At 40.4% G+C, this 22,640-nt stretch carries 19 protein-coding genes; 17 read left to right on the top strand and 2 right to left on the bottom strand.

The features are described from left to right. The first annotated feature begins 284 nt into the window (after positions 1-284). From pdhR to FLM47_RS13300, 9 genes are all read left to right on the top strand, one after another. Positions 285-1,034 (top strand): pyruvate dehydrogenase complex transcriptional repressor PdhR, encoded by a 750-nt coding sequence (pdhR, locus tag FLM47_RS13340; RefSeq protein ID WP_138608204.1) that lies wholly within the window; start codon positions 285-287, stop codon positions 1,032-1,034. Between the two features lie 84 nt (positions 1,035-1,118). Then, positions 1,119-3,785: a pyruvate dehydrogenase (acetyl-transferring), homodimeric type gene (aceE, locus tag FLM47_RS13335; RefSeq protein WP_064663819.1), complete on the top strand. Its 2,667-nt coding sequence runs from the start codon at positions 1,119-1,121 to the stop codon at positions 3,783-3,785. 10 nt (positions 3,786-3,795) lie between these two features. Beyond that, entirely contained in the window at positions 3,796-5,712 is a 1,917-nt protein-coding gene (gene aceF, locus FLM47_RS13330; RefSeq protein WP_178956615.1) for a pyruvate dehydrogenase complex dihydrolipoyllysine-residue acetyltransferase, read from the top strand. A 163-nt stretch (positions 5,713-5,875) separates the two neighbouring features. Beyond that, on the top strand, positions 5,876-7,303 hold the full coding sequence (gene lpdA / locus FLM47_RS13325; protein ID WP_008114944.1) for a dihydrolipoyl dehydrogenase: 1,428 nt from the start codon (positions 5,876-5,878) through the stop codon (positions 7,301-7,303). A 380-nt stretch (positions 7,304-7,683) separates the two neighbouring features. After that, complete coding sequence (locus FLM47_RS13320) at positions 7,684-8,370, top strand: tRNA-uridine aminocarboxypropyltransferase (RefSeq protein WP_178956614.1); 687 nt, start codon at positions 7,684-7,686, stop codon at positions 8,368-8,370. Positions 8,371-9,213: 843 nt separating this feature from the next. Then, complete coding sequence (locus tag FLM47_RS13315) at positions 9,214-10,218, top strand: Fe(3+) ABC transporter substrate-binding protein (RefSeq protein ID WP_178956613.1); 1,005 nt, start codon at positions 9,214-9,216, stop codon at positions 10,216-10,218. Further along, complete coding sequence (locus FLM47_RS13310; protein WP_178956612.1) at positions 10,218-11,849, top strand: iron ABC transporter permease; 1,632 nt, start codon at positions 10,218-10,220, stop codon at positions 11,847-11,849. Before FLM47_RS13315 ends, FLM47_RS13310 begins: the two co-directional genes overlap by 1 nt. Beyond that, entirely contained in the window at positions 11,850-12,905 is a 1,056-nt protein-coding gene (locus FLM47_RS13305; protein WP_138764888.1) for an ABC transporter ATP-binding protein, read from the top strand. It begins immediately after the preceding gene. Between the two features lie 39 nt (positions 12,906-12,944). Continuing rightward, a complete protein-coding gene (locus FLM47_RS13300; RefSeq protein WP_138764887.1) occupies positions 12,945-13,844 on the top strand; it encodes a Dyp-type peroxidase in 900 nt (299 codons plus the stop codon). A 55-nt stretch (positions 13,845-13,899) separates the two neighbouring features. Here FLM47_RS13300 and argR read toward each other — a convergent pair whose 3' ends face one another. Further along, entirely contained in the window at positions 13,900-14,367 is a 468-nt protein-coding gene (argR, locus tag FLM47_RS13295; protein ID WP_008466460.1) for a transcriptional regulator ArgR, read from the bottom strand. A gap of 225 nt (positions 14,368-14,592) precedes the next feature. On the opposite strand from argR, the gene mdh reads away from it, so the two are divergent. Continuing rightward, positions 14,593-15,525 carry a malate dehydrogenase gene (gene mdh / locus FLM47_RS13290; RefSeq protein ID WP_008466462.1) on the top strand — a complete coding sequence of 311 codons (933 nt, stop codon included), beginning with the start codon at positions 14,593-14,595 and terminating at the stop codon, positions 15,523-15,525. Between the two features lie 76 nt (positions 15,526-15,601). Here mdh and ispB read toward each other — a convergent pair whose 3' ends face one another. Continuing rightward, complete coding sequence (ispB, locus tag FLM47_RS13285; protein ID WP_138764886.1) at positions 15,602-16,573, bottom strand: octaprenyl diphosphate synthase; 972 nt, start codon at positions 16,571-16,573, stop codon at positions 15,602-15,604. 423 nt (positions 16,574-16,996) lie between these two features. Between ispB and rplU the strand changes: the two genes are divergently transcribed. The 7 genes from rplU to FLM47_RS13250 all read left to right on the top strand — a co-directional run bounded on the left by rplU (position 16,997) and on the right by FLM47_RS13250 (position 22,581). Then, positions 16,997-17,308, top strand: coding sequence for a 50S ribosomal protein L21 (rplU, locus tag FLM47_RS13280; protein WP_138609006.1), 312 nt, complete (start codon positions 16,997-16,999; stop codon positions 17,306-17,308). A 16-nt stretch (positions 17,309-17,324) separates the two neighbouring features. Continuing rightward, positions 17,325-17,582, top strand: coding sequence for a 50S ribosomal protein L27 (rpmA, locus tag FLM47_RS13275; RefSeq protein ID WP_008114963.1), 258 nt, complete (start codon positions 17,325-17,327; stop codon positions 17,580-17,582). A gap of 153 nt (positions 17,583-17,735) precedes the next feature. Next, entirely contained in the window at positions 17,736-18,887 is a 1,152-nt protein-coding gene (gene cgtA, locus FLM47_RS13270) for an Obg family GTPase CgtA (RefSeq protein WP_178956611.1), read from the top strand. A gap of 74 nt (positions 18,888-18,961) precedes the next feature. Next, positions 18,962-19,453, top strand: coding sequence for a type 3 dihydrofolate reductase (gene folA, locus FLM47_RS13265; RefSeq protein WP_171039647.1), 492 nt, complete (start codon positions 18,962-18,964; stop codon positions 19,451-19,453). Positions 19,454-19,535: 82 nt separating this feature from the next. Continuing rightward, on the top strand, positions 19,536-19,910 hold the full coding sequence (locus FLM47_RS13260) for a DUF3718 domain-containing protein (protein WP_010391650.1): 375 nt from the start codon (positions 19,536-19,538) through the stop codon (positions 19,908-19,910). Positions 19,911-20,102: 192 nt separating this feature from the next. Continuing rightward, entirely contained in the window at positions 20,103-22,043 is a 1,941-nt protein-coding gene (locus FLM47_RS13255) for a methyl-accepting chemotaxis protein (protein ID WP_178956610.1), read from the top strand. 64 nt (positions 22,044-22,107) lie between these two features. Continuing rightward, positions 22,108-22,581, top strand: coding sequence for a peroxiredoxin (locus FLM47_RS13250; protein ID WP_178956609.1), 474 nt, complete (start codon positions 22,108-22,110; stop codon positions 22,579-22,581). Positions 22,582-22,640 lie beyond the last annotated feature (59 nt).

Raw genomic sequence — 22,640 nt, 5'->3', positions numbered from 1 at the left:
GGAGATGTGTATAAGAGACAGCCCGAACCCCAGCTGGTCTGACCATTTGTTTTTCATATTATTAACCTTTCTTTATCCTCTGTAATCTGTGTATTATTTGAACTTTGTTTAAATTACGTTACGCTGGCCTTAGGGCTTTAAAACTGCTGTAAATTGACAGTAATTACGGTTTTTGATAACGTATGGCAAAATTTGGTATGACCAATTTACCTTTTGGTCAGGTCATTCAGTTAAAAGCCTTATTTAATGGGCTGCTAGCACTTATACAACGCGGACGTTGATTGATGTCTTTAAAAATTAAAGCGGCAAAATTATCTGATGTTATTTTACAACAACTTGAGAACATGATTCTTGAGGGGTCGTTAGCACCAGGAGAAAAGTTACCACCGGAGCGTGAACTCGCTAAGCAATTTGAAGTGTCGCGTCCGTCGTTGCGTGAAGCCATTCAAAAGCTTGAGGCAAAAGGGCTCGTAACCCGTCGTCAAGGTGGTGGAACGTATGTAAAAAATCAATTGGAAGAGGGGCTGACTGATCCGTTGTTTGATTTGATCAGTAAACACCCCGAATCGCAATTTGATTTATTAGAATTTCGTCATGCGCTAGAGGGAATTGCGGCTTATTACGCAGCACTTCGCGGAACAAGCAACGATTTTGCAAAAGTAAAACAGAGCTTTGAGCAGATTGCATTAGCTAAAGATGAATTAAAGCAAAAAGCCAAAGCGATTAATGACTTTCATTTTTGCATCGCTGAGGCGTCTCATAACGTAGTGTTACTGCACTTAGTAAGAGGGATGCAAAGCTTACTTGAGCAGAATGTTTTACAAAATTTAACGGTGTTACTTAAAAAGTCAGATATAAGCAGCCAATTAGCTGAGCACAGGCGTTTATTAATGGATGCAGTGATTGACGGTAATCCTGAACAAGCTCGCTTAGCGAGTAATGCGCATTTAGCCTATATTGAAGAAGCATTGCTTGAAGCGGGTAAAGAGCATTCGCGAATTGAACGTAGTTTAAGACGCACCAAACAAAATTAAGCAAGTACATTTACTGCTAACTTGAGTTAACAGTGAAGTATTCAATACATAAAATTAGTATTTTAAACATAAGGAAACCTCCATATGTCTGAAGTCAATAAAATTGACGTAGACGCGCTAGAAACACAAGAGTGGTTACAAGCTCTTGAATCGGTTGTGCGCGAAGAAGGTGTTGAACGAGCTCAGTTTTTACTTGAGCAAGTGTTAGAACAAGCCCGTTTAGACGGTGTTGATATGCCAACAGGCATTAACACAAACTACGTTAATACGATTCCGGTTGATCAAGAACCTGCCTACCCTGGTGATGTAAATCTTGAGCGCCGTATTCGTTCAATTATTCGCTGGAACGCGATTATGATTGTATTGCGTGCATCGAAAAAAGATCTCGACTTAGGCGGCCATATGGCGTCTTACCAATCGTCTGCTGCATTTTACGAAGTGTGTTTTAACCATTTCTTTAAAGCGCCAAATGATGTTGATGGTGGCGATTTAGTTTATTACCAAGGTCATATTTCTCCGGGTATTTATGCGCGTGCATTTGTTGAAGGGCGTTTAAGTGCTGAACAGCTTGATAATTTCCGTCAGGAAGTAGATGGTAAAGGCCTACCTTCTTACCCTCATCCTAAATTAATGCCTGAGTTTTGGCAGTTCCCAACGGTATCTATGGGTTTAGGTCCAATTTCTTCAATTTACCAAGCGCGCTTCTTAAAATACTTAGATGGCCGTGGCTTAAAAGACACTAAAAACCAACGTGTATATGCGTTTTTAGGTGATGGTGAAATGGATGAGCCAGAATCACGTGGTGCTATTTCTTTTGCTGCCCGTGAAAAGCTAGATAACCTATGTTACTTGATTAACTGTAACCTACAGCGCTTAGATGGCCCTGTAATGGGTAACGGTAAAATCATTCAAGAGCTAGAAGGCCTATTTAAAGGCGCTGGCTGGAATGTTATTAAACTTGTTTGGGGCAGCGGTTGGGATATTCTGCTTGCTAAAGACACCACAGGTAAATTACTACAGTTAATGAACGAAACTGTTGATGGTGATTACCAAACATATAAAGCAAAAGATGGCGCGTACGTACGTGAACATTTCTTTGGTCGTTACCCAGAAACAGCAGCACTTGTTGCTGATATGACAGATGAAGAAATTTTCGCCCTTAAGCGCGGTGGTCATGAGCCTTCAAAACTGTTTGCTGCATTTAAAAAAGCAGAAGAGACGAAAGGTCGTCCAACAGTAATCCTTGCTAAAACAGTAAAAGGTTACGGCATGGGTGAAGCAGCTGAAGGTAAAAACATTGCGCACCAAGTTAAGAAAATGGACATGTCGCATGTGGCTCACTTACGCTCTCGTTTAGGCTTAGATGATTTAGTATCTGAAGAGCAATTAAAAGAGCTGCCATACTTAGAGCTTGAAAAAGATTCTCCAGAGTACAAGTACCTTCATGCACGTCGTGAGGCGCTTCAAGGTTACACGCCAACACGTATTGCTAAGTTCTCTGAAAAGTTACAGTTACCAGAAGTAGATGCGTTCAAGCCATTACTTGAAGAGCAAAAACGTGATATTTCAACCACTATGGGCTTTGTACGTGCACTTAATATCTTATTAAAAGATAAAGGTATTGGTAAAAATATTGTGCCAATTATTGCCGATGAAGCACGTACTTTTGGTATGGAAGGTTTATTCCGTCAAATCGGTATTTACAACCCACATGGCCAAAATTACACCCCTCAAGACCGTGATATTGTTTCTTACTACAAAGAAGCAACTTCAGGACAAGTTCTACAAGAAGGGATTAACGAGCTAGGTGCAATGTCATCATGGGTTGCTGCTGCAACATCTTACAGCACCAACGACTTACCGATGATCCCATTCTACATTTACTATTCTATGTTTGGTTTCCAACGTGTTGGCGACATGGCATGGATGGCAGGGGATCAACAGGCACGTGGTTTCTTATTAGGTGCTACAGCGGGTCGTACAACGTTAAATGGCGAAGGCTTACAGCACGAAGATGGCCACAGCCACATTCTTGCAAACACGGTACCTAACTGTATTTCTTACGATCCTACTTATGCATTTGAAGTAGCGGTAATCGTGCAAGACGGTATTCGTCGTATGTACGGTGAAGAGCAAGAAAACATTTACTACTACCTAACGCTAATGAACGAAAACTACCATCAGCCAGCAATGCCAGAAGGCGCTGAAGAAGGTATTCGTAAAGGTATCTACAAGCTAGAAAGCTACGAAGGTAAAAAAGCCAACGTACAGCTATTAAGCTCAGGTACTATCATGACTGAAGTGCGTAAAGCTGCGGCAATTTTAAGCGAAGAGTTTGGTATTGCGTCTGATGTTTACTCAGTAACTTCATTCAATGAACTTACCCGTGATGGACAAGATGTTGAACGTTTCAACATGCTTAACCCAGAAAGCGAGCAAAAAACGCCATACATCACTAGCGTATTAAACGATTCAGTAACTGTTGCTGCAACGGATTACATGAAAAACTACGCAGAACAAGCGCGTTCATTTATTCCAAGCAATAACTACAAAGTATTGGGTACAGATGGTTACGGTCGTTCAGACAGCCGTGAAAACCTACGTCGTCACTTTGAAGTTAACGCAAGCTACGTGGTAGTTGCGACATTATCTGAACTTGCTAAACGTGGTGAAGTTGAAAAGTCAGTGGTTGTTGAAGCAATTAAAAAATTCAACATCGACACTAACAAACTAAATCCACTGTACGCATAAGAGGTTTGCAATGAGTATTGAAATTAAAGTACCTGATATCGGTGGCGATGAAGTAGAAGTAACCGAAATACTAGTGAGCGTTGGCGATAAAGTTGAAGTTGACCAATCACTATTAAGTGTTGAAGGTGATAAAGCTGCGATGGAAGTACCTGCTGAACAAGCCGGTACGGTAAAAGAAATTAAAGTAAATGTGGGTGACACTGTTACCACAGGCACTTTAGTGTTCATCTTTGAAGGTGAAGCGCAAGACTCTGCTGCTGACTCTAAAGAAGCTGAAAAAACCGATGAAGTAGCACCTGCTGCGTCATCGGCTTCATCAACTAAAGAAGTCACTGTGCCAGATATTGGTGATGACGAAGTTGAAGTAACTGAAATTATGGTTGCAGTTGGTGATAGCGTAGAAGAAGAGCAATCTATCTTAAACGTTGAAGGCGACAAAGCGGCAATGGAAGTACCAGCACCCTTTGCCGGTACAGTAAAAGAAATTAAAGTAAATACTGGTGACAAAGTGAAAACGGGTTCATTAGTATTTGTTTTTGAAGTGTCAGGTGGTGATAACCAAAGTGCCCCAGCAGCTGATTCAAAAGCACAAGAGAAGCCTGCTGAACAAACATCGGCATCAAGCACTAAAGAAGTTAGCGTGCCTGATATTGGTGATGACGAAGTTGAAGTAACAGAAGTGATGGTTGCGGTTGGCGATAGCGTAGAAGAAGAGCAATCTATCTTAAACGTTGAAGGCGACAAAGCAGCTATGGAAGTACCGGCGCCGTTTGCAGGTACTGTTAAAGAGATTAAAGTAGCGACTGGCGATAAAGTTAAAACTGGCTCATTGATTTTTGTATTTGAAGTGGCGGGTAGTGCACCAGCTGCAGCACCTGCAGAAAAATCAGCACCAGCGCCTAAAACAGAATCTAAGCCGGCAGCTCAGGCTGAGTCAAAACCAGCAGCATCATCTGCTAAAGCAAGCCCTGAAAGCTTTGAAAACAATAGCGCTTATGCACATGCATCGCCAGTGGTTCGCCGTTTAGCACGTGAGTTTGGTATTAACCTTGCCAACGTTAAAGGCACGGGCCGTAAAAACCGTGTTGTTAAAGAAGACGTGCAAAACTATGTTAAGCAACTGGTTAAGCAAGTTGAGTCTGGTCAAGTACCAGCAGCTAAAGGCAATGCGGGTGGCGGTGAGCTTGGTTTAATTCCATGGCCAAAAGTTGATTTTGCTAAGTTTGGTGAAATAGAAGAGAAAAAACTCTCTCGTATCCAAAAGCTGTCAGGTAAAAACTTACATCGTAACTGGGTGCAAATCCCACATGTTACCCAGTTTGATGAAGCGGATATCACGAGCCTTGAGCAGTTCCGTAAAGAGCAAAATGCCCTTAACGAGAAGAAAAAGCTGGGTGTTAAAATTACGCCACTCGTGTTTGTAATGAAAGCAGCAGCTAAAGCGCTTGCTGAGTTCCCGACATTTAACTCATCGCTTTCAGAGGATGGCGAAAGCTTAATCCTTAAAAAGTACATTAATATTGGTGTAGCGGTTGATACGCCAAATGGCTTAGTTGTACCAGTGTTTAAAGATGTTGATAAAAAAGGCATTATTGAACTATCTCGTGAACTAATGGAAGTATCTGTTAAAGCGCGTGATGGCAAGTTAAGTTCATCAGATATGCAAGGTGGTTGTTTTACTATTTCAAGCCTAGGTGGCATTGGCGGTACGGCATTTACGCCGATTGTGAATGCGCCTGAAGTGGCAATTTTAGGTGTGTCTAAATCTGAAATGAAGCCTAAGTGGAATGGTAAAGAGTTTGAGCCTAAGCTAATGGTTCCACTTTCAATGTCTTACGACCATAGAGTGATTGACGGTGCACTTGCTGCACGCTTTACTGTTACTCTTGCAAGTTACATGAGTGATATACGCCAGTTAGTGATGTGATCACTACAGAGTGAGTAAAATCAAATCCCAGCCAGTTGTTTTTAGCTGGGATTTTTATCATTTGCAATGATACAATATTTGCACAAATGCCCTTTTCTGCCTTGCAGAAACATGGCAGTTAAATTTTGGGGCTGTGTCCCGTTCAAACAATAAAGGTAATAGCATGAGCAACGAATTAAAAACTCAAGTTGTTGTACTAGGCGGTGGTCCTGGTGGTTACTCTGCGGCTTTTCGCGCTGCTGACTTGGGCTTAGAAGTTACATTAGTAGAATCTCGCGAGACATTAGGCGGTGTATGTCTTAATGTTGGTTGTATTCCTTCTAAAGCACTTTTACACGTAGCTAAAGTGATTGATGATGCTGCAGAAATGTCATCTCACGGCGTTACTTTTGGCGCACCAAAAATTGACTTAGATGAAGTTCGTTCTTGGAAAGATTCTGTTGTTGGCCAGCTTACAGGTGGCTTAGACGGCATGGCTAAAATGCGTAAAGTAAAAGTTGTATCTGGTTACGGTAAATTTACTGGTAGCAACACTTTAGATGTTGAAGGCGCTGACGGTAAAACAACCATTACCTTTGATAACGCAATTATTGCTGCGGGTTCTAAACCTGTAAACTTACCTTTCATCCCTGAGGATGATCGCGTTATTGATTCAACGGGCGCGCTAGAGCTTAAAGATGTTCCTGAAAAGCTACTTGTTTTAGGTGGTGGTATTATCGGTCTTGAAATGGGTACGGTTTACCGTGCACTAGGTTCTGCAATTGATGTTGTAGAATTTGCAGACCAACTTGTTCCTGCTGCTGATAAAGACATCATTAAAATTTACCAAAAGCATGTTAAAGACAAGTTTAATGTAATGCTTTCAACTAAAGTAACTGGCGTTGAAGCAAAAGACGACGGTTTATATGTTACGTTTGAAGGCAAAAATGCACCGGCAGAGCCAGTACGTTACGACAAAGTACTTGTTGCTGTAGGTCGTACACCAAATGGTAACATGTTAGACGCTGATAAAGCGGGTGTGAATGTTGATGAGCGTGGTTTTATTAACGTTGATAAGCAATTACGTACTAACGTAGAACATATTTTTGCGATTGGTGACTTAGTGGGTCAACCTATGCTTGCGCATAAAGCGGTTCATGAAGGCCATGTTGCAGCAGAAGTTATCTCTGGTCAAAAACATTACTTTGATCCTAAGTGTATTCCTTCAATTGCTTATACTGACCCTGAAATTGCATGGGCGGGTGTAACTGAAAAAGAAGCGAAAGAGCAAGGTTTAAGCATTGAAACAGCTGTATTCCCTTGGGCTGCATCGGGTCGTGCTATTGCTTCTTCACGTACCGAAGGTTCTACTAAGCTTATTTTTGATAAAGAAAGCGGCCGTATTATCGGTGGTGCTATGATTGGTATTAACGCAGGCGAAATGCTGGGCGAAATCGGTCTAGGTATTGAAATGGGTGCAGATGGTGAAGACCTAGCGCTAACAATTCATGCTCACCCAACATTGAACGAATCAATCGGCCTTGCTGCTGAAATTTTTGAAGGTTCAATCACTGATTTACCAAACAAAAAAGCAGTTAAAAAGAAGAAGTAATTTCTTTTAGTTAATCGCGATAAAAAACCCAAGCCTCGGCTTGGGTTTTTTGTTTTTATAGCCTCAGCGTTTAGCAAAAAATTGTTCTGTGTAGCGCAGCGTCTCTATGGTGCAAAAACAAAGACTAAAGCATGTCGAGCTGCGAGTGTCGGGCAACGGGCTTAAAACCCTAAATTAAACCTGCGTGAGATAAATTCACGCCTGCAATATAAAAGTTATGCTTGCAAAAAGCTCGGTGTTTTATTTTACTAGCGCCCGCAGCCCGCAGCCCGCAGCCCGCAGCCCGCAGCCCGCAGCCCGCAGCCCGCAGCCCGCAGATATCTATTTCCTTTTATTTTAGCTACAATGCGCAGCCATCAATTTATAGGTAATTAACCACAGTGACCCAGAGTTTAAAAAATTCAGTTTTAGCATTACGAGCTCAGCAAATAAGTGAATCTCGACGTGAGTTTAATGCCCGTGGTGGAAAAATGGATCGTTGTGATCAATGCTTAATTGCCAAGCATTACTGTATTTGTGAGGGCGCTGAGTACGCAAGCTGTAGCGCTGCAGTATGCTTACTTATGTATCACAATGAAAGTTTTAAACCGTCTAATACAGGGCGTTTAATTGCGGAAATAGTGCCTGATAATCATGCGTTTCGTTGGGATAGAACCTCCCCAGATCCTGCTTTATTAGCATTGTTGAATAATGATAAATATCAGCCTTTTGTGATTTTTCCGGCTGAAGATGTTGAAACTGATAGGGTGGTAACCCAGGTTGAAACGCATGCAGGTAAACAGCCATTGTTTATATTTTTAGATGGTACATGGCGAGAAGCTAAAAAAATGATTCGTAAGAGTCCTTATTTAGATAACTTACCTGTGCTTTCTATTACCGCAGAAAAACTCTCTGATTACCGATTACGTGTAGCGCCTCATGCTCATCAGTTAGGTACGGCAGAAGTGGCTATTATGGTATTAGCATTGGCTGGTGAAGTTGATGCGAGCACTAAATTAGAACAGCATTTTATTAAGTTTCGCGACGCTTATTTACTTGGTAAGCGTAACAAAGGCAGGCCGGAATAAAGTGCAGGGTATTAATACAAAAAAGCTGAATTTTACGCTTGAGTATAGCCTAAACATATATAATTTGGCTGACCGCTGACTTTCAGGCAAAAGAAAAGCGCGAACCATCTCTAGTCGCGCTTGCGGAATCTTCTAACTTTGTTGCATCCTGCAATTGAACCTAATCAACTCCAATTTTTACGATCCGTGTTATTACAATATTACTTTCTAGTTCTATGTAATATAGGCTATCCGGGCCTGTCTCCATAAATCCCTAAAACATCCTGTAAGGTAAAATCTATTACCAATCCTTATTGCACATCCGAGTGCATTCCCTTTGTTACCATTCCGTTGTGTTGCCCTAAGGGCCTGTCCTTCTTGTTCCCTATCCTTTATAAACAACTATTCCGATGTTGTTATCCATTATGCATCATCCTGATGCTATCCCTTGTGCAACAATCCATTGCGATACTCATCCTGAGCCTGTCCTTAAATCCCTGTTATCCTAAAAACCAAACCTTGGTATTCGAGTAGTTAATCCGTTTCCATTTACTCGGTAAGCGTCGTTGCTTATTTATGGGTTAATTATAGAGAGTGATTTGCAGTAAATGTAGGATAAAACCGCTTATGGTTTATGTTCTTACAAATGAAATATTTATAAATCACTTAAAATACAATGGCTTGCTATGTTTGTGGAGTGTTATGCAGAGTGTTTTTACTCATTTACTGCCATAAGCGTAAGAGATATCTTACAAGGGTTTTCTTTTTTGGGCGTATTTATCACTAAGTAATTATATAAAGTGTGCACTTTTTAGTTCATCGCGGTAAAATTAATGATAATAATTATTAGTCAGGTAAGAAAATATGAAAAAAACACTAGCGCTTGTCGTTGGACTAATTGTCTCAGCACCTGCTGTTGCAACCGATGTTGTGAATATTTACTCATTTAGACAACCTTTTTTAATTAAACCTATTTTAGATGATTTTACACAGCAAACAGGCATTAAAACTAATGTTGTGTTTGCTAAAAAAGGCTTAATAGAACGTGTTAAGCGTGAAGGCAAGCACAGCAAAGCAGATTTAGTATTAACCTCTAACTTTAGTGCGTTAATTCAGTTAGAAGAGCTAAAGCTAACGCAAACAATTGATAGTGAGCAGGTTAATAATAATGTGCCGGCTGCATTTCGTGATGGCGATGGTCAGTGGGTGGCGCTCACTAAGCGAGTGCGAAATGTTTACTCTTCAAAAGAGCGTTTAGGTCCATTACCTGAGCTGAGTTATGAAGATTTAGCCGAACCTGAATATAAAGGTCAAATTTGTACTCGCTCTGGTAAACACCCTTATAATTTAGGGTTAGTGGCTTCTATGATTGCTCATCATGGTGAAGTACAGACTAAAACATGGCTTGAGGGTGTAAAAGCGAATTTAGCGCGTAAGCCGCAGGGAAATGACCGTGCGCAAGTGAAAGCCGTTAAAGAAGGTTTATGTAATTTAGCTTTAGGTAACAGTTACTACTTAGGTAAAATGTTGCAAGATGAAGCGCAAAAACCGTGGGCAGATGCGGTTAATATTAATTTTCCAAACCAAACTAACCGTGGTTCGCATATTAACGTATCGGGTGCGGTAATTACTAAGTATGCTAAAAACCCTGAAAATGCCTTGAAACTTATAGAGTATATGACCGACAATAAGGCGCAAAATATGTATGCCTCGCTCAATATGGAGTACCCGGTCAAGCCAGGTGTTAAGCTTTCAAGTTTGGTTGCATCATGGGGAAGCTTTAAGGAAGACAGCTTACCGCTTGATGAAATTAGCAAATATCGTCCGTTAGCCCTTAAGCTAATTGATGAGGTGAAGTTCGATCTTTAATGACTTATAAATTTCAGCTGTCGAAGTGGCAGCTTATTGCGTGGTCGACAGGGTTATTACTGTCGACCCCGTTGTTTTTTCTGCTAGTAGAATCTTTACAAGGCGACTCAGAGGTATTTACTCACCTGTGGAATACCGTGCTGTGGGACTATATAAGTAATACCGTATTGCTGGTTTTAGGTGTAGGGTTACTTAGCTGTCTGATTGCGTTGCCACTGGGTTGGCTCACCGCTTATTGCCGTTTTCCTGGCAAACAACAGTTTGAATGGGCACTGATGCTGCCGCTTGCCATGCCTACCTATATTATTGCTTATGTGTACACGGATTTACTCGACTACGCGGGGCCGATACAAATAACACTAAGAGAATGGTTTGGTTGGCAATCACCCAATGATTACTGGTTTTTTGATATACGCACTTTGCCAGGGGCTATCATCATGATTGCGCTGGTACTCTACCCGTATTTATATTTAATTTTTAAAACCGCACTACGTGAACAATCCTTTAAATTAGTTCAAGCAAGCCAATTAATGGGATTAAGTGCATGGAAAAGCTTTTTTAAAGTAAGCTTGGTGCTTTCTCGTGGTGCTATTGTTGCTGCGCTGGCTTTGATCAGCATGGAAACCATGGCTGATTTTGCTACCGTTAGCTACTTTGCAGTCAGTACATTAACCACCGCAGTATACGATACTTGGTTTGGTTATTACTCATTAACTGCGGCAGCAAAAATTTCAGGGGTGATGTTGTTACTGCTATTCTTAGCATTGATCACCGAGCGTTTTAGCCGTCGTAACCAAGCTGTATTTGAACGTCAATCGAGTGTGAACAGTGAGGCACTTTATATTCTTAAAGGTAAGTCTGCATGGTTAGCAACGGGGTTTTGTAGCCTTATTTTAATAATCTCATTTATTATTCCCATGGTTGTTTTGCTCAAGTATGCAATCACGTATTTTGATCAAGCGTGGAGTAGTGAATTTTTTAGCTATGCATGGCAAAGTTTGAAAGTGGCCGCAGTAGTGAGTGTAGTGACTATTGTTTTGAGTGTTTTAGTGGTGTTTTATCAGCGCATTGCAAAACAAGCAAACCCACTTATACCTGGGCGCTTAGCAAGTACCGGGTATGCACTCCCTGGGACAGTATTAGCGATTGCTGTATTGTTGCCACTCACCCTATTAGAAAATACTATTAACCGCATTCTGACTCCTTATGATTTAGATATTGGTCTATTACTGACTGGCAGCTTACTCACTATTATTTTTGCTTATATAGTGCGGTTTTACGCCGTGGCTCATGGTGCTATAGAGTCGAGCTTTTCACGCATTAGCCCCTCGCTTGATATGGCAAGTCAGTCAATGGGGAAAAGCCAAGGCCACACATTACGCTTAGTGCATTTGCCTTTATTACGCCGAGGCTTATTAACCGCTGGTTTATTGGTATTTATTGAGTGTATGAAAGAGCTGCCCGCAGCCTTACTGCTAAGGCCTTTTGATTTTGAAAGTTTAGCTACGCACGTGTTTCAATATGTTAGCGATGAACAATTAGAGCTGGCCTCCATATCAGCTTTATTTATAGTGGTGGTAGGTTTTATTCCGTTATATTTTATTAATCGTTCAATGGAGCAACGTAGTTAAATGAGTAGTTTGATTTTACAAGGTGTGAGCTATGCATATAACGGGACTAAGGTTGTAGATGATTTAGACTTAACCTTAGGTAAAGACGAAATAGTGTGTTTACTCGGTGCCAGTGGCTGCGGCAAAACCACCACGCTTAAAGCCATTGCAGGGTTAATTGAAGCCAAACAAGGACAGGTATTTATTGATGGTAAGTTAGTCAGTGACGCCAATACGTTTGTGTCACCAGAGCATCGTAATATTGGCATGATGTTTCAAGACTACGCATTGTTCCCACATTTAACGGTGGCGAATAATATTGGCTTTGGTCTAAGCGGTATGAGCAAAACGGATAAACAGGCTCGCGTGGATGAAATGTTAAAACTTGTGCACTTGGTTGGCTGCGCAGATAGATATCCACATCAACTCTCAGGTGGTCAACAGCAGCGGGTAGCGATTGCGCGTGCATTAGCTTATAAACCCAGCTTACTATTGTTAGATGAGCCGTTTTCTAATATTGATACCCAAGTCCGATTTGAGTTAATCGCTGATATAAGACGTATTATTAAAGCTCAACAAGTGTCGGCAGTATTTGTTACTCACTCAAAAGAAGAGGCGTTTGCATTTTCAGATACACTTGCGGTTATGCACCAAGGTAAAATTGCGCAGCAAGGCACCCCAGAACAGCTTTTTGCTAAACCAAGTTCAAAGGAGGTTGCAGAATTTCTGGGTCAGGGCATATACTTAAGCGCAACTGCATTAACAGCCACTGAATATGAAACGCAGTTTGGTGTGGTTAAGTCAATACTGCCACAGCAACACGCAGTGGCTGAAAAGGGGGTTATTTATGTGCGTCCACACCAGCTTGAGCTTGCCACTAATAACAATAACGAGCTGCTGCAGTGTGAGTGCGTTACAATACTAAGTAGTCGTTTCATCGGCTCTGCCTATGTATACACTGTGGTTATTGCTGAACAAGAAATAGAAGTTGCAGCTCAGTATGGCCAGTCATTTGAAATTAATGAACAGGTTATAATAAAAATAAAACCGCACACTGTGAATTTTTTTGAATCGTAATTAATCACTGTGTTTTGCTCTAAAAAGTAAGGAATAACAATGGTGCAAGCGCAATCAGGGATTTGTGCTGAAGCAAACTTACACGGTTTGCACTTATTTTTTAATGTACTTGACGGTCACGACGAATCACTTCGCGCTAAGCTTAAAAAAGTGAGCGATATTGAAGATGAGTTTAGTGATCAGTTTTCTGAATCTATGCTTTCTTGCATGGTGGCAATTGGTGCGCAATATTGGCCACATATTTTACCTGACTTCATGCCAAGTGAGCTGCAAAGCTTTCCTAATATTACCCATAGCGACTTTGTTATGAGTGCAAGGCCATGTGATTTGTTTGTGCAAATCCGCTCAGACAGAGAAGACGTGAATCATTTGTTTGCACTACAAATACTCAAACTATTCACCCCTGATGTTGAGCTGGTGGAGCAAATTCGTAATTTTCGCTTTTTAGATGGCCGTGATTTTAATGGCTTTATTTATGCGGGCGATACCCCACATGGCCGTCAAAAGCGTGTAACGGCATTAATAAACAAACCGGATAGTTTTGAAGACCAAGGTAGTTACATTCATGTGCAGCGCTTCAAACATGACTTGAGCTTGTGGCAGCATTTGTCATTACATGAACAAGAGCAAATAATGGGTCGCACACGCCTTGATAATACCTTACTCAGCCCCGCACTTGAGAGCAGCCATGCGACCCGCAGTGAATTAAAAGATGACCAAGGTCAGGCACTGTTACTTAACCAAAGCATGCCTTATGGCGATGTGTATGAGCAAGGTATGTTAGTGATTACGTGCTCTGCTAAAGGGGATGCATTCGAAAAAGTGCTAACTAGCCGACTAGGGCAGGGAGAGAATTATGATCACTGGCTTGATTTTACTCAGGCGGATATGGGCTCTGCATTTTTTGCCCCCTCAGTACGATTTTTAAAGCAGTTATAACAATTACAAAACGGCTATGTATTATTCATAGCCGTCTTTATTACAGCGTTAGTGATTAAACCGTATCAAATAAAATACGAACACGCTCTAGTGTGAGGTCTATTTCTGAGATTTTAGCTGGTGCTATAAAAATAGTATCATCGCCGGCAATAGTGCCTAATACGCCATCAGCTTTGCCTAATGAGTCAAGTAAACGCGCAATGAGTTGAGCAGCTCCAGGGCTGGTGCGAATAATAATCATCATTTCGTTATGCATAATATCAATAACGAGCTGGCGCAACGGGCTCTTAGCGGTTGGTACCCCCATTTCAGCGGGTAAACAGTATACCATTTCTTGTTTTGCATTACGGGTGCGTACCGCGCCAAACTTACTTAACATTCGCGACACTTTACTCTGGCTAATATTATCAAAGCCTTGCTCTTTTAACGCATCAACTATTTCGCCTTGTGAGCCAAAGTTTTCTTCTTTTAAAAGTGCTTTAAAGGCTTTAACCAATGCTTCTTGTTTATCTTGTGGTTGCATAGTGTCTAATTAGTTATGTAATAGATACTGCAAATTCTACACAAAAATGCATAATTATGCAGCAGATGTTTGCTTAAGTTGCCATTTTGCTGCGTTTAAACAGCAAAGTTTACAACTATGGTCGAAAATATAGCTAAAATAAGCAGGATAAATTTGTTTTTAGTCGTTAATTTCTTTATCTTATGAACCACAAATATTTCCTACCTCAAATCACGGAGAATTCCAATGAAAGTTGCTGTATTAGGTGCTGCAGGCGGTATCGGTCAAGCGTTGTCTTTATTATTAAAAACAGGCTTACCAGCTGGCTCTGAATTATCACTATATGATGTTGCGCCAGTAGTTCCTGGTGTTGCTGTTGACCTTTCTCACATCCCAACAGATGTTAAAGTTGCAGGTTTTGGTGCAGACGATTTAGATAAGGCACTAACAGGCTGTGATATCGTTCTTATTCCAGCGGGTATGCCACGTAAGCCTGGTATGGATCGTGCTGATTTATTTAATGTTAACGCTGGTATCATCAAAACATTAGCAGAAGGCATTGTTGCTAACTGTCCTAAAGCGCTTGTGGGTATTATTACTAACCCAGTTAACGGTACTGTACCAATTGTTGCTGAAGTATTTAAAAAAGCAGGAACTTACGATGCTAAGCGTGTATTTGGTATTACAACACTCGATGTGATCCGTTCAGAAGCGTTCATTGCTGAGCTTAAAGGCGTTGACGTAGCAAGCGTTAAAGTTCCAGTAATTGGTGGTCACTCAGGTACAACTATTCTACCGTTACTTTCTCAAGTTGAAGGTGTTACTTTCACTGATGAAGAAGTGGCTGCACTGACTCCACGTATCCAAAATGCGGGTACTGAAGTAGTTAATGCTAAAGCGGGCGGTGGTTCTGCAACATTATCAATGGGTGCTGCTGCTGCACGTTTTTGTATGTCTTTAGTTAAAGGCTTACAAGGTGAAGACGTTGTAGATTATGCATACGTTGCTGTTGAAAATGGTGATGCAGAGTACTTCGCACATCCAGTACGTTTAGGTAAAAATGGCGTAGAAGAAATTCTTTCTTACGGCACACTAAGCGCATTTGAAGAGCAAGCAAAAAATGACATGCTTGAAACTCTGAAAAAAGACATTAAAGAAGGTGTTGATTTTATGGCGTAATAGCCAAAATTAACCCATAAAAAAAGCCTGCATTTGCAGGCTTTTTTATTGCTCGGAATTATCTACACAGTATAACTTAGTGGTCGCGATCAACCGCTATTCTAGCTAAGCTAATTAATGCTTGCTTGTAATTCGACTCAGCTAAGCAATCTAAACAAGCAATCGCTTTCTCTGCTTCTTGCTCTGCTTTTTGCATAGTGAACTCAAGGGCATTGGTATGTTTAAGTGCAGCGAGTATCTCATCTAGATGCGCCATACCATTACAGTGCTCTATTGCATCTCTTATTAACTGTGTTTGATGCTCGCTACCGTGTTTCATGGCATAAATTAGTGGTAATGTAGGTTTGCCTTCAGCTAAGTCATCACCAATGTTTTTACCCAGTTGGTCGGCATCGGCGTTGTAATCTAAAACATCATCCACCAACTGAAAAGCAGTGCCTAAATGCATACCGTACAAATTGAGTGCGTTTAATACACTGTCATCTTGCTCAGTTATAATGGCAGCTAGCCCGGTTGCAGCTTCAAATAACTTAGCGGTTTTAGAGTAAATAACCTGCATATAACTGGCTTCAGTAGTATCTGGGTCATTACAGTTCATTAATTGCAGCACTTCGCCTTCAGCAATAATATTGGTTGCATCGGCCAACACTTGCATTATCTGCATTTTACCAAGGCCTACCATTAGCTGAAACGAGCGAGTATAAATAAAGTCTCCCACGAGGACACTTGCGGCATTACCAAACTCGGCATTTGCTGTGGGTGTGCCACGGCGCAAGTTAGATTCATCTACCACATCGTCATGTAAAAGCGTTGCGGTATGAATAAATTCAATAATTGTTGCTAGCGTAATGTGATCTTTGCCTTGGTAACCTAGCGCTTTAGCCGCCAAAATAGCTAACATGGGGCGAACACGTTTGCCACCGCTGTTAACAATATACAAACCAAGTTGATTAACTAACGCCACATCTGAGCGCATTTGCGCATGTATTAGTTGATTGACGTCATTCATATCGCTTTCGATTAACGCCTGGATAGCTTTTATATCCATTGATCTCCGAGCCAATTTTAATGTGTGAACGGCGCAGATTGTACAACAAAAAACGCATCAGCTCGATATTTTGTGATGATTCCTTAAAAAAACACCCTTAAGTAGGTTAAATGACCTATTAACTAGCTGAATAAATGATTAAACGGCGTGGTTTAATTTTGAATCACCCCTGGCGGTTAATTGAACTACATGGGCTTGCTTTGTTATTACAAATTTATTTTCTGTAACCGTTAAAAAGCGCTTGGCAAAGGGGGATTTTCATATAAAATAGGGGAAATATTGAATTGCCCTCAATGTAGCTACTTTTTATTCATTTAATTATAAAAATAGGCTTGCTAGTTATTTCGCGTTAGCGTAAACTTCGCGCCCTATCGAAGAATATTTTAGTTGCGCCGATTTGAGGGTGCACAGACGGAGTTAATTATGTACGCGGTTTTCCAAAGTGGTGGTAAACAGCATCGTGTGACTGAAGGTCAAACGATTCGTCTTGAAAAATTAGACGTTGAAACTGGTGCGGCAGTGGAATTTGATTCAGTACTTTTAGTTGCTGATGGTGAGAAGATCGAGATTGGTGTACCGTTCGTAAACGGTGGTAAAGTAACAGCTGAGGTTGTTTCACACGGTCGCGGTGAGAAAATTAAGGTTGTTAAATTTAGACGCCGTAAGCATTCTCGTAAGCAAATGGGCCATCGTCAATGGTTCACTGAAGTTAAAATCACTAGCATTAGCGCTTAATTAGAGGTACTTAGAAATGGCACATAAAAAAGCAGCTGGTAGTACTCGTAACGGTCGTGATTCAGAAAGCAAACGCCTAGGTGTTAAGCGTTTTGGTGGCGAATCAGTTCTAGCGGGTAGCATCATTGTTCGTCAGCGTGGAACTCGTTTCCACCCAGGCGCAAACGTAGGTATCGGTAAAGACCACACTATCTTCGCAAAAGCAGATGGTAAAGTTCAGTTTGAACAAAAAGGTCCTTTAAACCGTAAATACGTAACTATCGTAGCTGAGTAATCAGTAAGGTAGTTAAAAACCCCGCCTTTGCGGGGTTTTTTGTTTTAGGCAGCTCTAAATATATACCTAAGTGTTTTTATGCTCAGTGTGCTCTATAGGCCACTTAGGTATATAATAGAGTTATTAACAAGCCAATCCCTAAAGTGAGTAATCATGAAGTTTGTAGATGAAGTAGAAATTCGCGCAGAAGCTGGTGACGGTGGCAGCGGCATCGTGTCTTTTCGTCGTGAGAAATATGTTCCAGATGGTGGACCTGATGGCGGTGACGGTGGAGACGGTGGTAGTGTTTATCTACAAGCTGATGAAAACTTAAATACCCTTATTGACTATCAATTTGAGCGTTTTCATAGAGCAGAACGTGGTACTAACGGTCAAAGCCGTAATTGTACCGGTAAAAAAGGTGAAGATCTGATTGTAAAAGTGCCGGTAGGTACACGTATCATTGATGTTGATACGCAAGAATCATTAGGGGATTTAACCCAAGATGGTCAACGAATTGTGGTTGCAAAAGGCGGTTTCCATGGCTTGGGGAATGCGCGTTTTAAATCAAGTACTAACCGTGCCCCACGTCAAAAAACACTCGGAACACCTGGTGAAGTGCGTAACCTTAAATTAGAGCTAATGCTACTCGCTGATGTAGGTTTACTGGGTTTACCTAATGCCGGTAAATCAACCTTTATTCGCAGTGTATCGGCTGCAAAACCAAAGGTAGCAGATTATCCATTCACTACGCTTATCCCCAATTTAGGTGTTGTTCGTCCTGAAGCAAATAAGTCATTTGTCATCGCCGATATTCCTGGCTTAATTGAAGGTGCATCGGACGGCGCAGGCTTAGGTATTCGTTTCTTAAAGCATTTAGAGCGCTGTCGTGTGTTATTACACATTATTGATGTTATGCCAGTTGATGGCTCAAACCCTGTTGATAATGCTTTTGCAATTATCAATGAGCTACATCAGTACAGTCCTAAGCTTGCTGAAAAGCCGCGCTGGTTGGTATTTAATAAAATTGATTTATTGCCTGAAGATGAAGCCAAATCTCTATGTGAGCAAATTGCAGAAGAGTTAGGTGAGTCTGAAAATACTTATAGTATTGCTGCAATTAATAAATTAAATACTCAGCCATTAATTCACGACATCATGACGCTACTTGATAACATGCCTAAAGAAAAATTTGTTGAAGTTGCAGATGAAGAAGTTGAATTTAAGTGGGATACCTACCATCAAAAAGCCACTAAAGGCGATGATGATGACTGGGATGATTGGGATGAAGATGATTACGACGTAGAAGTTGTCTACGAGCGTTAACTATAATTGTATATATTTAAAAGGAGCTAACGCTCCTTTTTCTTTGATTAATAATAAAGTATTGGGTATTTAGTGTGATAATTTCAATGATTGCAGCAATGGCAAACAATCGTGTCATTGGCTTAGATAATAAAATGCCATGGCACTTACCTGGCGACCTTCAGCACTTTAAAAAAGTAACTTCTGGTAAGCCCGTTATTATGGGGCGTAAAACATTTGAATCGATAGGTAGGCCGCTACCTGGGCGTCGTAATATTATTATTACTCGCAATACTGAATATCAAGCACCAGGAATTGAAACTGTAACTACTCCTGAAGCTGCACTTGAGCTTGTTAATGATATTGCCGAAGTGATGATTATTGGTGGTGGAAACATCTATCAACAGTTCTTAGAGCAAGCACATCGCTTATATCTAACCTTTATAGACTTAGATGTAGAAGGGGATACACAGTTTCCTGATTACCAAAGTGTTGCAAATTGGCAAATTGAAGATGAAATGTTGATGGCGCCTGATGAGAAAAATAAATATAGTTATAAATTCGTAACTTTGAATAAAGTCTCTTAACATTATTGCCAAAATCTGAGCGTGTTGGTACAATATTAAACAGTCGAGTACGAAAAAAGTATTAATATAGGGTGTCCAATCAATGATTAAATTACCGAAACTAGTTGTAATTGCTGCTATTGCAGCGGGTTCGTTTGCTTATACTGCGCCTGCAAGCGCTAATGACCAGTTAGCTGTTTCAGTTTGTGAATACATTGCTGGTGATGATAAAAACCGTCTACGTAGCAAATTAAAAAGTTCACGTGTGAAAGTTCGTAATATCTATGATGCAGTTTTTTGTAATGGTAATAACTTATTGCGTCATGCTGTTGCAAGTAATGCAGTTGATACAGGCGAGTACATTGTTAAAAACTTATCTAAGAGCTCACTTGAAGACGGTGCAGATATTGCTTGGGCTGAGGCAAATCATGCAGGCTCACCTTTAATCCCTATTATTAAAGACCGTGCAGGCCTTTAAATAAAAGCTTAATTAATAAAAAAACCGCGTTTAAACGCGGTTTTTTATTTACTTAGATAAATTGTCATTTTACATCCTGTCTAACTACCTTTAAGTCTAATTCCCTCACGTATTTATCCTTATTACTCTTGTTACATAAATATGTCATAAAAATTCAATACTCTATGTGTATTTCAGTTTTGAGATATATTTATGCGTGTATCATTTTTTACCCGTTTACTAGCCATTTTACTAACATTTGCAAGTATCCTTCTAGCCGCGACCTTGTTATGGGCAAGCCATACATTACTAAAGCTTCAGCAACAAGATAGCGCATACAGCCATTTAAAAAATAGCATAATGGTTGAGCTTGCCAATCAATTAGAGAGTTACTTAGCGCAAGGTAATAGCCAATACTTAAAACAATCATCTACCTTGATTGAGCAACTTAAAGCGCAACAGTTAACGGTGCTTCCTCATGAGTTAGAAGCTCGTTTAGCTGAACAATTAACTTTATTAGATACAGATATTAATGGTAAATACAGATCACTTGGAAAACTCTCTGGCAATGAAACTGCGCTGTTAGATAACGCGCTTAGACAAATGGCCGGCTCAGCCTCTTCACTTATGAATTATGCGCAAAAAGCATCAACGCAAGCCAGTAACGCTCTTAGCTACAATAAATTAGCGAGTGATTATTACAGTGAAGTGGTTAATTTATCACTATCGACTTATCAGCTGCTAAATAATTACCAACCTGAGATAGAGAAAAACCTGCAACAAAGTATAAAAACCCTAAACTTACTAGCTGTAAAAATTGAGCAGCTACCTAACTTAGGAGTAATGACTGAGGTTGATGAATTTGCTTTATTTGTAGATGAAGAACCTGAAGATTTGGCTGCTGAAATAAAAGCAGAGTTGGTGAGTTGGCCTAAACGTTATCTGCGTGATTTAAGCAGTACTTTATCGCAATCAAAACTACGTCGTTCAGGAACAAATGAGTTACGCGAACAAATTAGCTTACTATCAAATACAGTGATTGAGGCAGAGCAAACATTAAAAGCGCAGCAAGATACCGTAAAGCAACAAGTGTTCTGGGTGTTTGGAATAGCAATAGGTGGACTAGTAATATTAGCTTTTGGTGTTTATTGGGTGCAACGTAAACAGGTTTTACAACCTTTACGACAACTGCGAGATGGGTTTGCATTCTTAATCGAAAGTAATGAGTTAAAAAATATTACAGTGAATAACCCTAAAACAGAGGTGGGTGAAATAGCGCAGTATTTTAACCAGTTAATTGAACGCCAGCGTTTGGAAGCGCAAGAAAGAGCAGATATGCTTAATGTAGTCAGTGATTTCATGCAGCAGATGAGTGGGCATTTATACACGATAGGTCAAAAAAGTAATGCGAGTTATCAGCAGGTAAATCACAATGAAGAACTGCTTCTTAATATTCAGCAACTTGGCGAGCAGGTTAATCATATCAATGCTCAAGCTGCTGAAAATGCTCAAAGTACTTATGAAGCAATGCAACAAAGTGTTGGTTTTGCCAAAAGTATGCTTAATGCCAGTTCTGATACACAGCAGCGAATTGAGCAAGGTATGCATAGTGTTCAGGAATTACTGAGCGGGGTACAGGGAGTAAGCAATATTATTACGGTCATACGTACCATCGCTGAGCAAACAAACTTACTCGCGCTCAATGCTGCGATTGAATCAGCAAGAGCAGGTGAGCAAGGTCGAGGTTTTGCCGTGGTTGCTGATGAGGTAAGGCAATTAGCTATGCAGACTCAAGGTTCGTTAAAAGAGATTAATGATCAATTGGCGCTACTAAGCGAAAACTCTCAAGAAGTCTATAAACAAATCAATGCATTAACTGAGGATGCACAGTTACAAACTGCAAATGCTCAAGAGCTTAAAGCAAACTCTGAAGGAGTTGCAGATAATGCGCAGCAGGCTAATAAAGTTGCGATTGATGCAATGGAATTGGCTAAACAACAAAGTAATTTCCTTAGTGACTTTACTCTATCAATGCATGATATGAAAAGCCAAGTAAGTGAGTCGAGTGAATTAGTTGCTGATATAGGCTCGCAATTAGAGTTGCAAATGACATCTATTAAAGAAGGTTTAGGTTTAGATAACAACAGCGATTAATCGAAGACGAATTAAATATTAATCTGTATGCTAAAAGACTATTTAATTACCCTAAGGAATTAATATGATAGAGCTAGGTCAGACAATACCTGCAGTAAATTTATCTCAGCTTAGTGATAAAGGTATGCAAACACTCACTAATAATGAATTATTTACAGATAAAAAAGTTGTGTTATTTGCGGTGCCTGGTGCTTTTACACCCACTTGTTCGAATGCTCATTTGCCTGGTTATATCGCGCTAGCCGATAAAATTAAGGCTAAGGGTATTAACGCTATCTACTGTGTATCGGTAAATGATGCATTTGTGATGAAAGCATGGGGTGAGTCACAAAATGCAGAGCATATAGATATGCTGGCAGACGGCGATGCCAGTTTTACTCGTGCTTTAGGTCTTGAAAAAGATACCGCAGGCTTTGGTGGTTTGCGCTCGAAACGTTACGCTATGGTTGTAGATAGTGGTGTTGTTAACCAATTATTTGTCGAGCAAGAAAAAGAATTTGTAATAAGTAGCGCTGAAGTCGTTTTAGCTAAACTATAACTAATCTGCGTTTATCAGTAAAAAAGCCGATACATATATATCGGCTTTTTATTAAAAGA

The organism is Pseudoalteromonas sp. Scap06 (assembly GCF_013394165.1).
Taxonomy (GTDB): Bacteria; Pseudomonadota; Gammaproteobacteria; order Enterobacterales; family Alteromonadaceae; genus Pseudoalteromonas.
Note: the sequence above shows the minus strand (reverse complement) of the source record. Positions and strands in the feature narration are given on the sequence as shown.

Coding starts and splice junctions, on each gene's coding strand:
- pdhR (WP_138608204.1), top strand. CDS start 285: ATGTCTTTAAAAATTAAAGCGGCAAAATTATCTGATGTTATTTTACAA.
- aceE (WP_064663819.1), top strand. CDS start 1,119: ATGTCTGAAGTCAATAAAATTGACGTAGACGCGCTAGAAACACAAGAG.
- aceF (WP_178956615.1), top strand. CDS start 3,796: ATGAGTATTGAAATTAAAGTACCTGATATCGGTGGCGATGAAGTAGAA.
- lpdA (WP_008114944.1), top strand. CDS start 5,876: ATGAGCAACGAATTAAAAACTCAAGTTGTTGTACTAGGCGGTGGTCCT.
- FLM47_RS13315 (WP_178956613.1), top strand. CDS start 9,214: ATGAAAAAAACACTAGCGCTTGTCGTTGGACTAATTGTCTCAGCACCT.
- FLM47_RS13310 (WP_178956612.1), top strand. CDS start 10,218: ATGACTTATAAATTTCAGCTGTCGAAGTGGCAGCTTATTGCGTGGTCG.
- FLM47_RS13305 (WP_138764888.1), top strand. CDS start 11,850: ATGAGTAGTTTGATTTTACAAGGTGTGAGCTATGCATATAACGGGACT.
- FLM47_RS13300 (WP_138764887.1), top strand. CDS start 12,945: ATGGTGCAAGCGCAATCAGGGATTTGTGCTGAAGCAAACTTACACGGT.
- argR (WP_008466460.1), bottom strand. CDS start 14,367: ATGCAACCACAAGATAAACAAGAAGCATTGGTTAAAGCCTTTAAAGCA.
- mdh (WP_008466462.1), top strand. CDS start 14,593: ATGAAAGTTGCTGTATTAGGTGCTGCAGGCGGTATCGGTCAAGCGTTG.
- ispB (WP_138764886.1), bottom strand. CDS start 16,573: ATGGATATAAAAGCTATCCAGGCGTTAATCGAAAGCGATATGAATGAC.
- rplU (WP_138609006.1), top strand. CDS start 16,997: ATGTACGCGGTTTTCCAAAGTGGTGGTAAACAGCATCGTGTGACTGAA.
- rpmA (WP_008114963.1), top strand. CDS start 17,325: ATGGCACATAAAAAAGCAGCTGGTAGTACTCGTAACGGTCGTGATTCA.
- cgtA (WP_178956611.1), top strand. CDS start 17,736: ATGAAGTTTGTAGATGAAGTAGAAATTCGCGCAGAAGCTGGTGACGGT.
- FLM47_RS13260 (WP_010391650.1), top strand. CDS start 19,536: ATGATTAAATTACCGAAACTAGTTGTAATTGCTGCTATTGCAGCGGGT.
- FLM47_RS13255 (WP_178956610.1), top strand. CDS start 20,103: ATGCGTGTATCATTTTTTACCCGTTTACTAGCCATTTTACTAACATTT.
- FLM47_RS13250 (WP_178956609.1), top strand. CDS start 22,108: ATGATAGAGCTAGGTCAGACAATACCTGCAGTAAATTTATCTCAGCTT.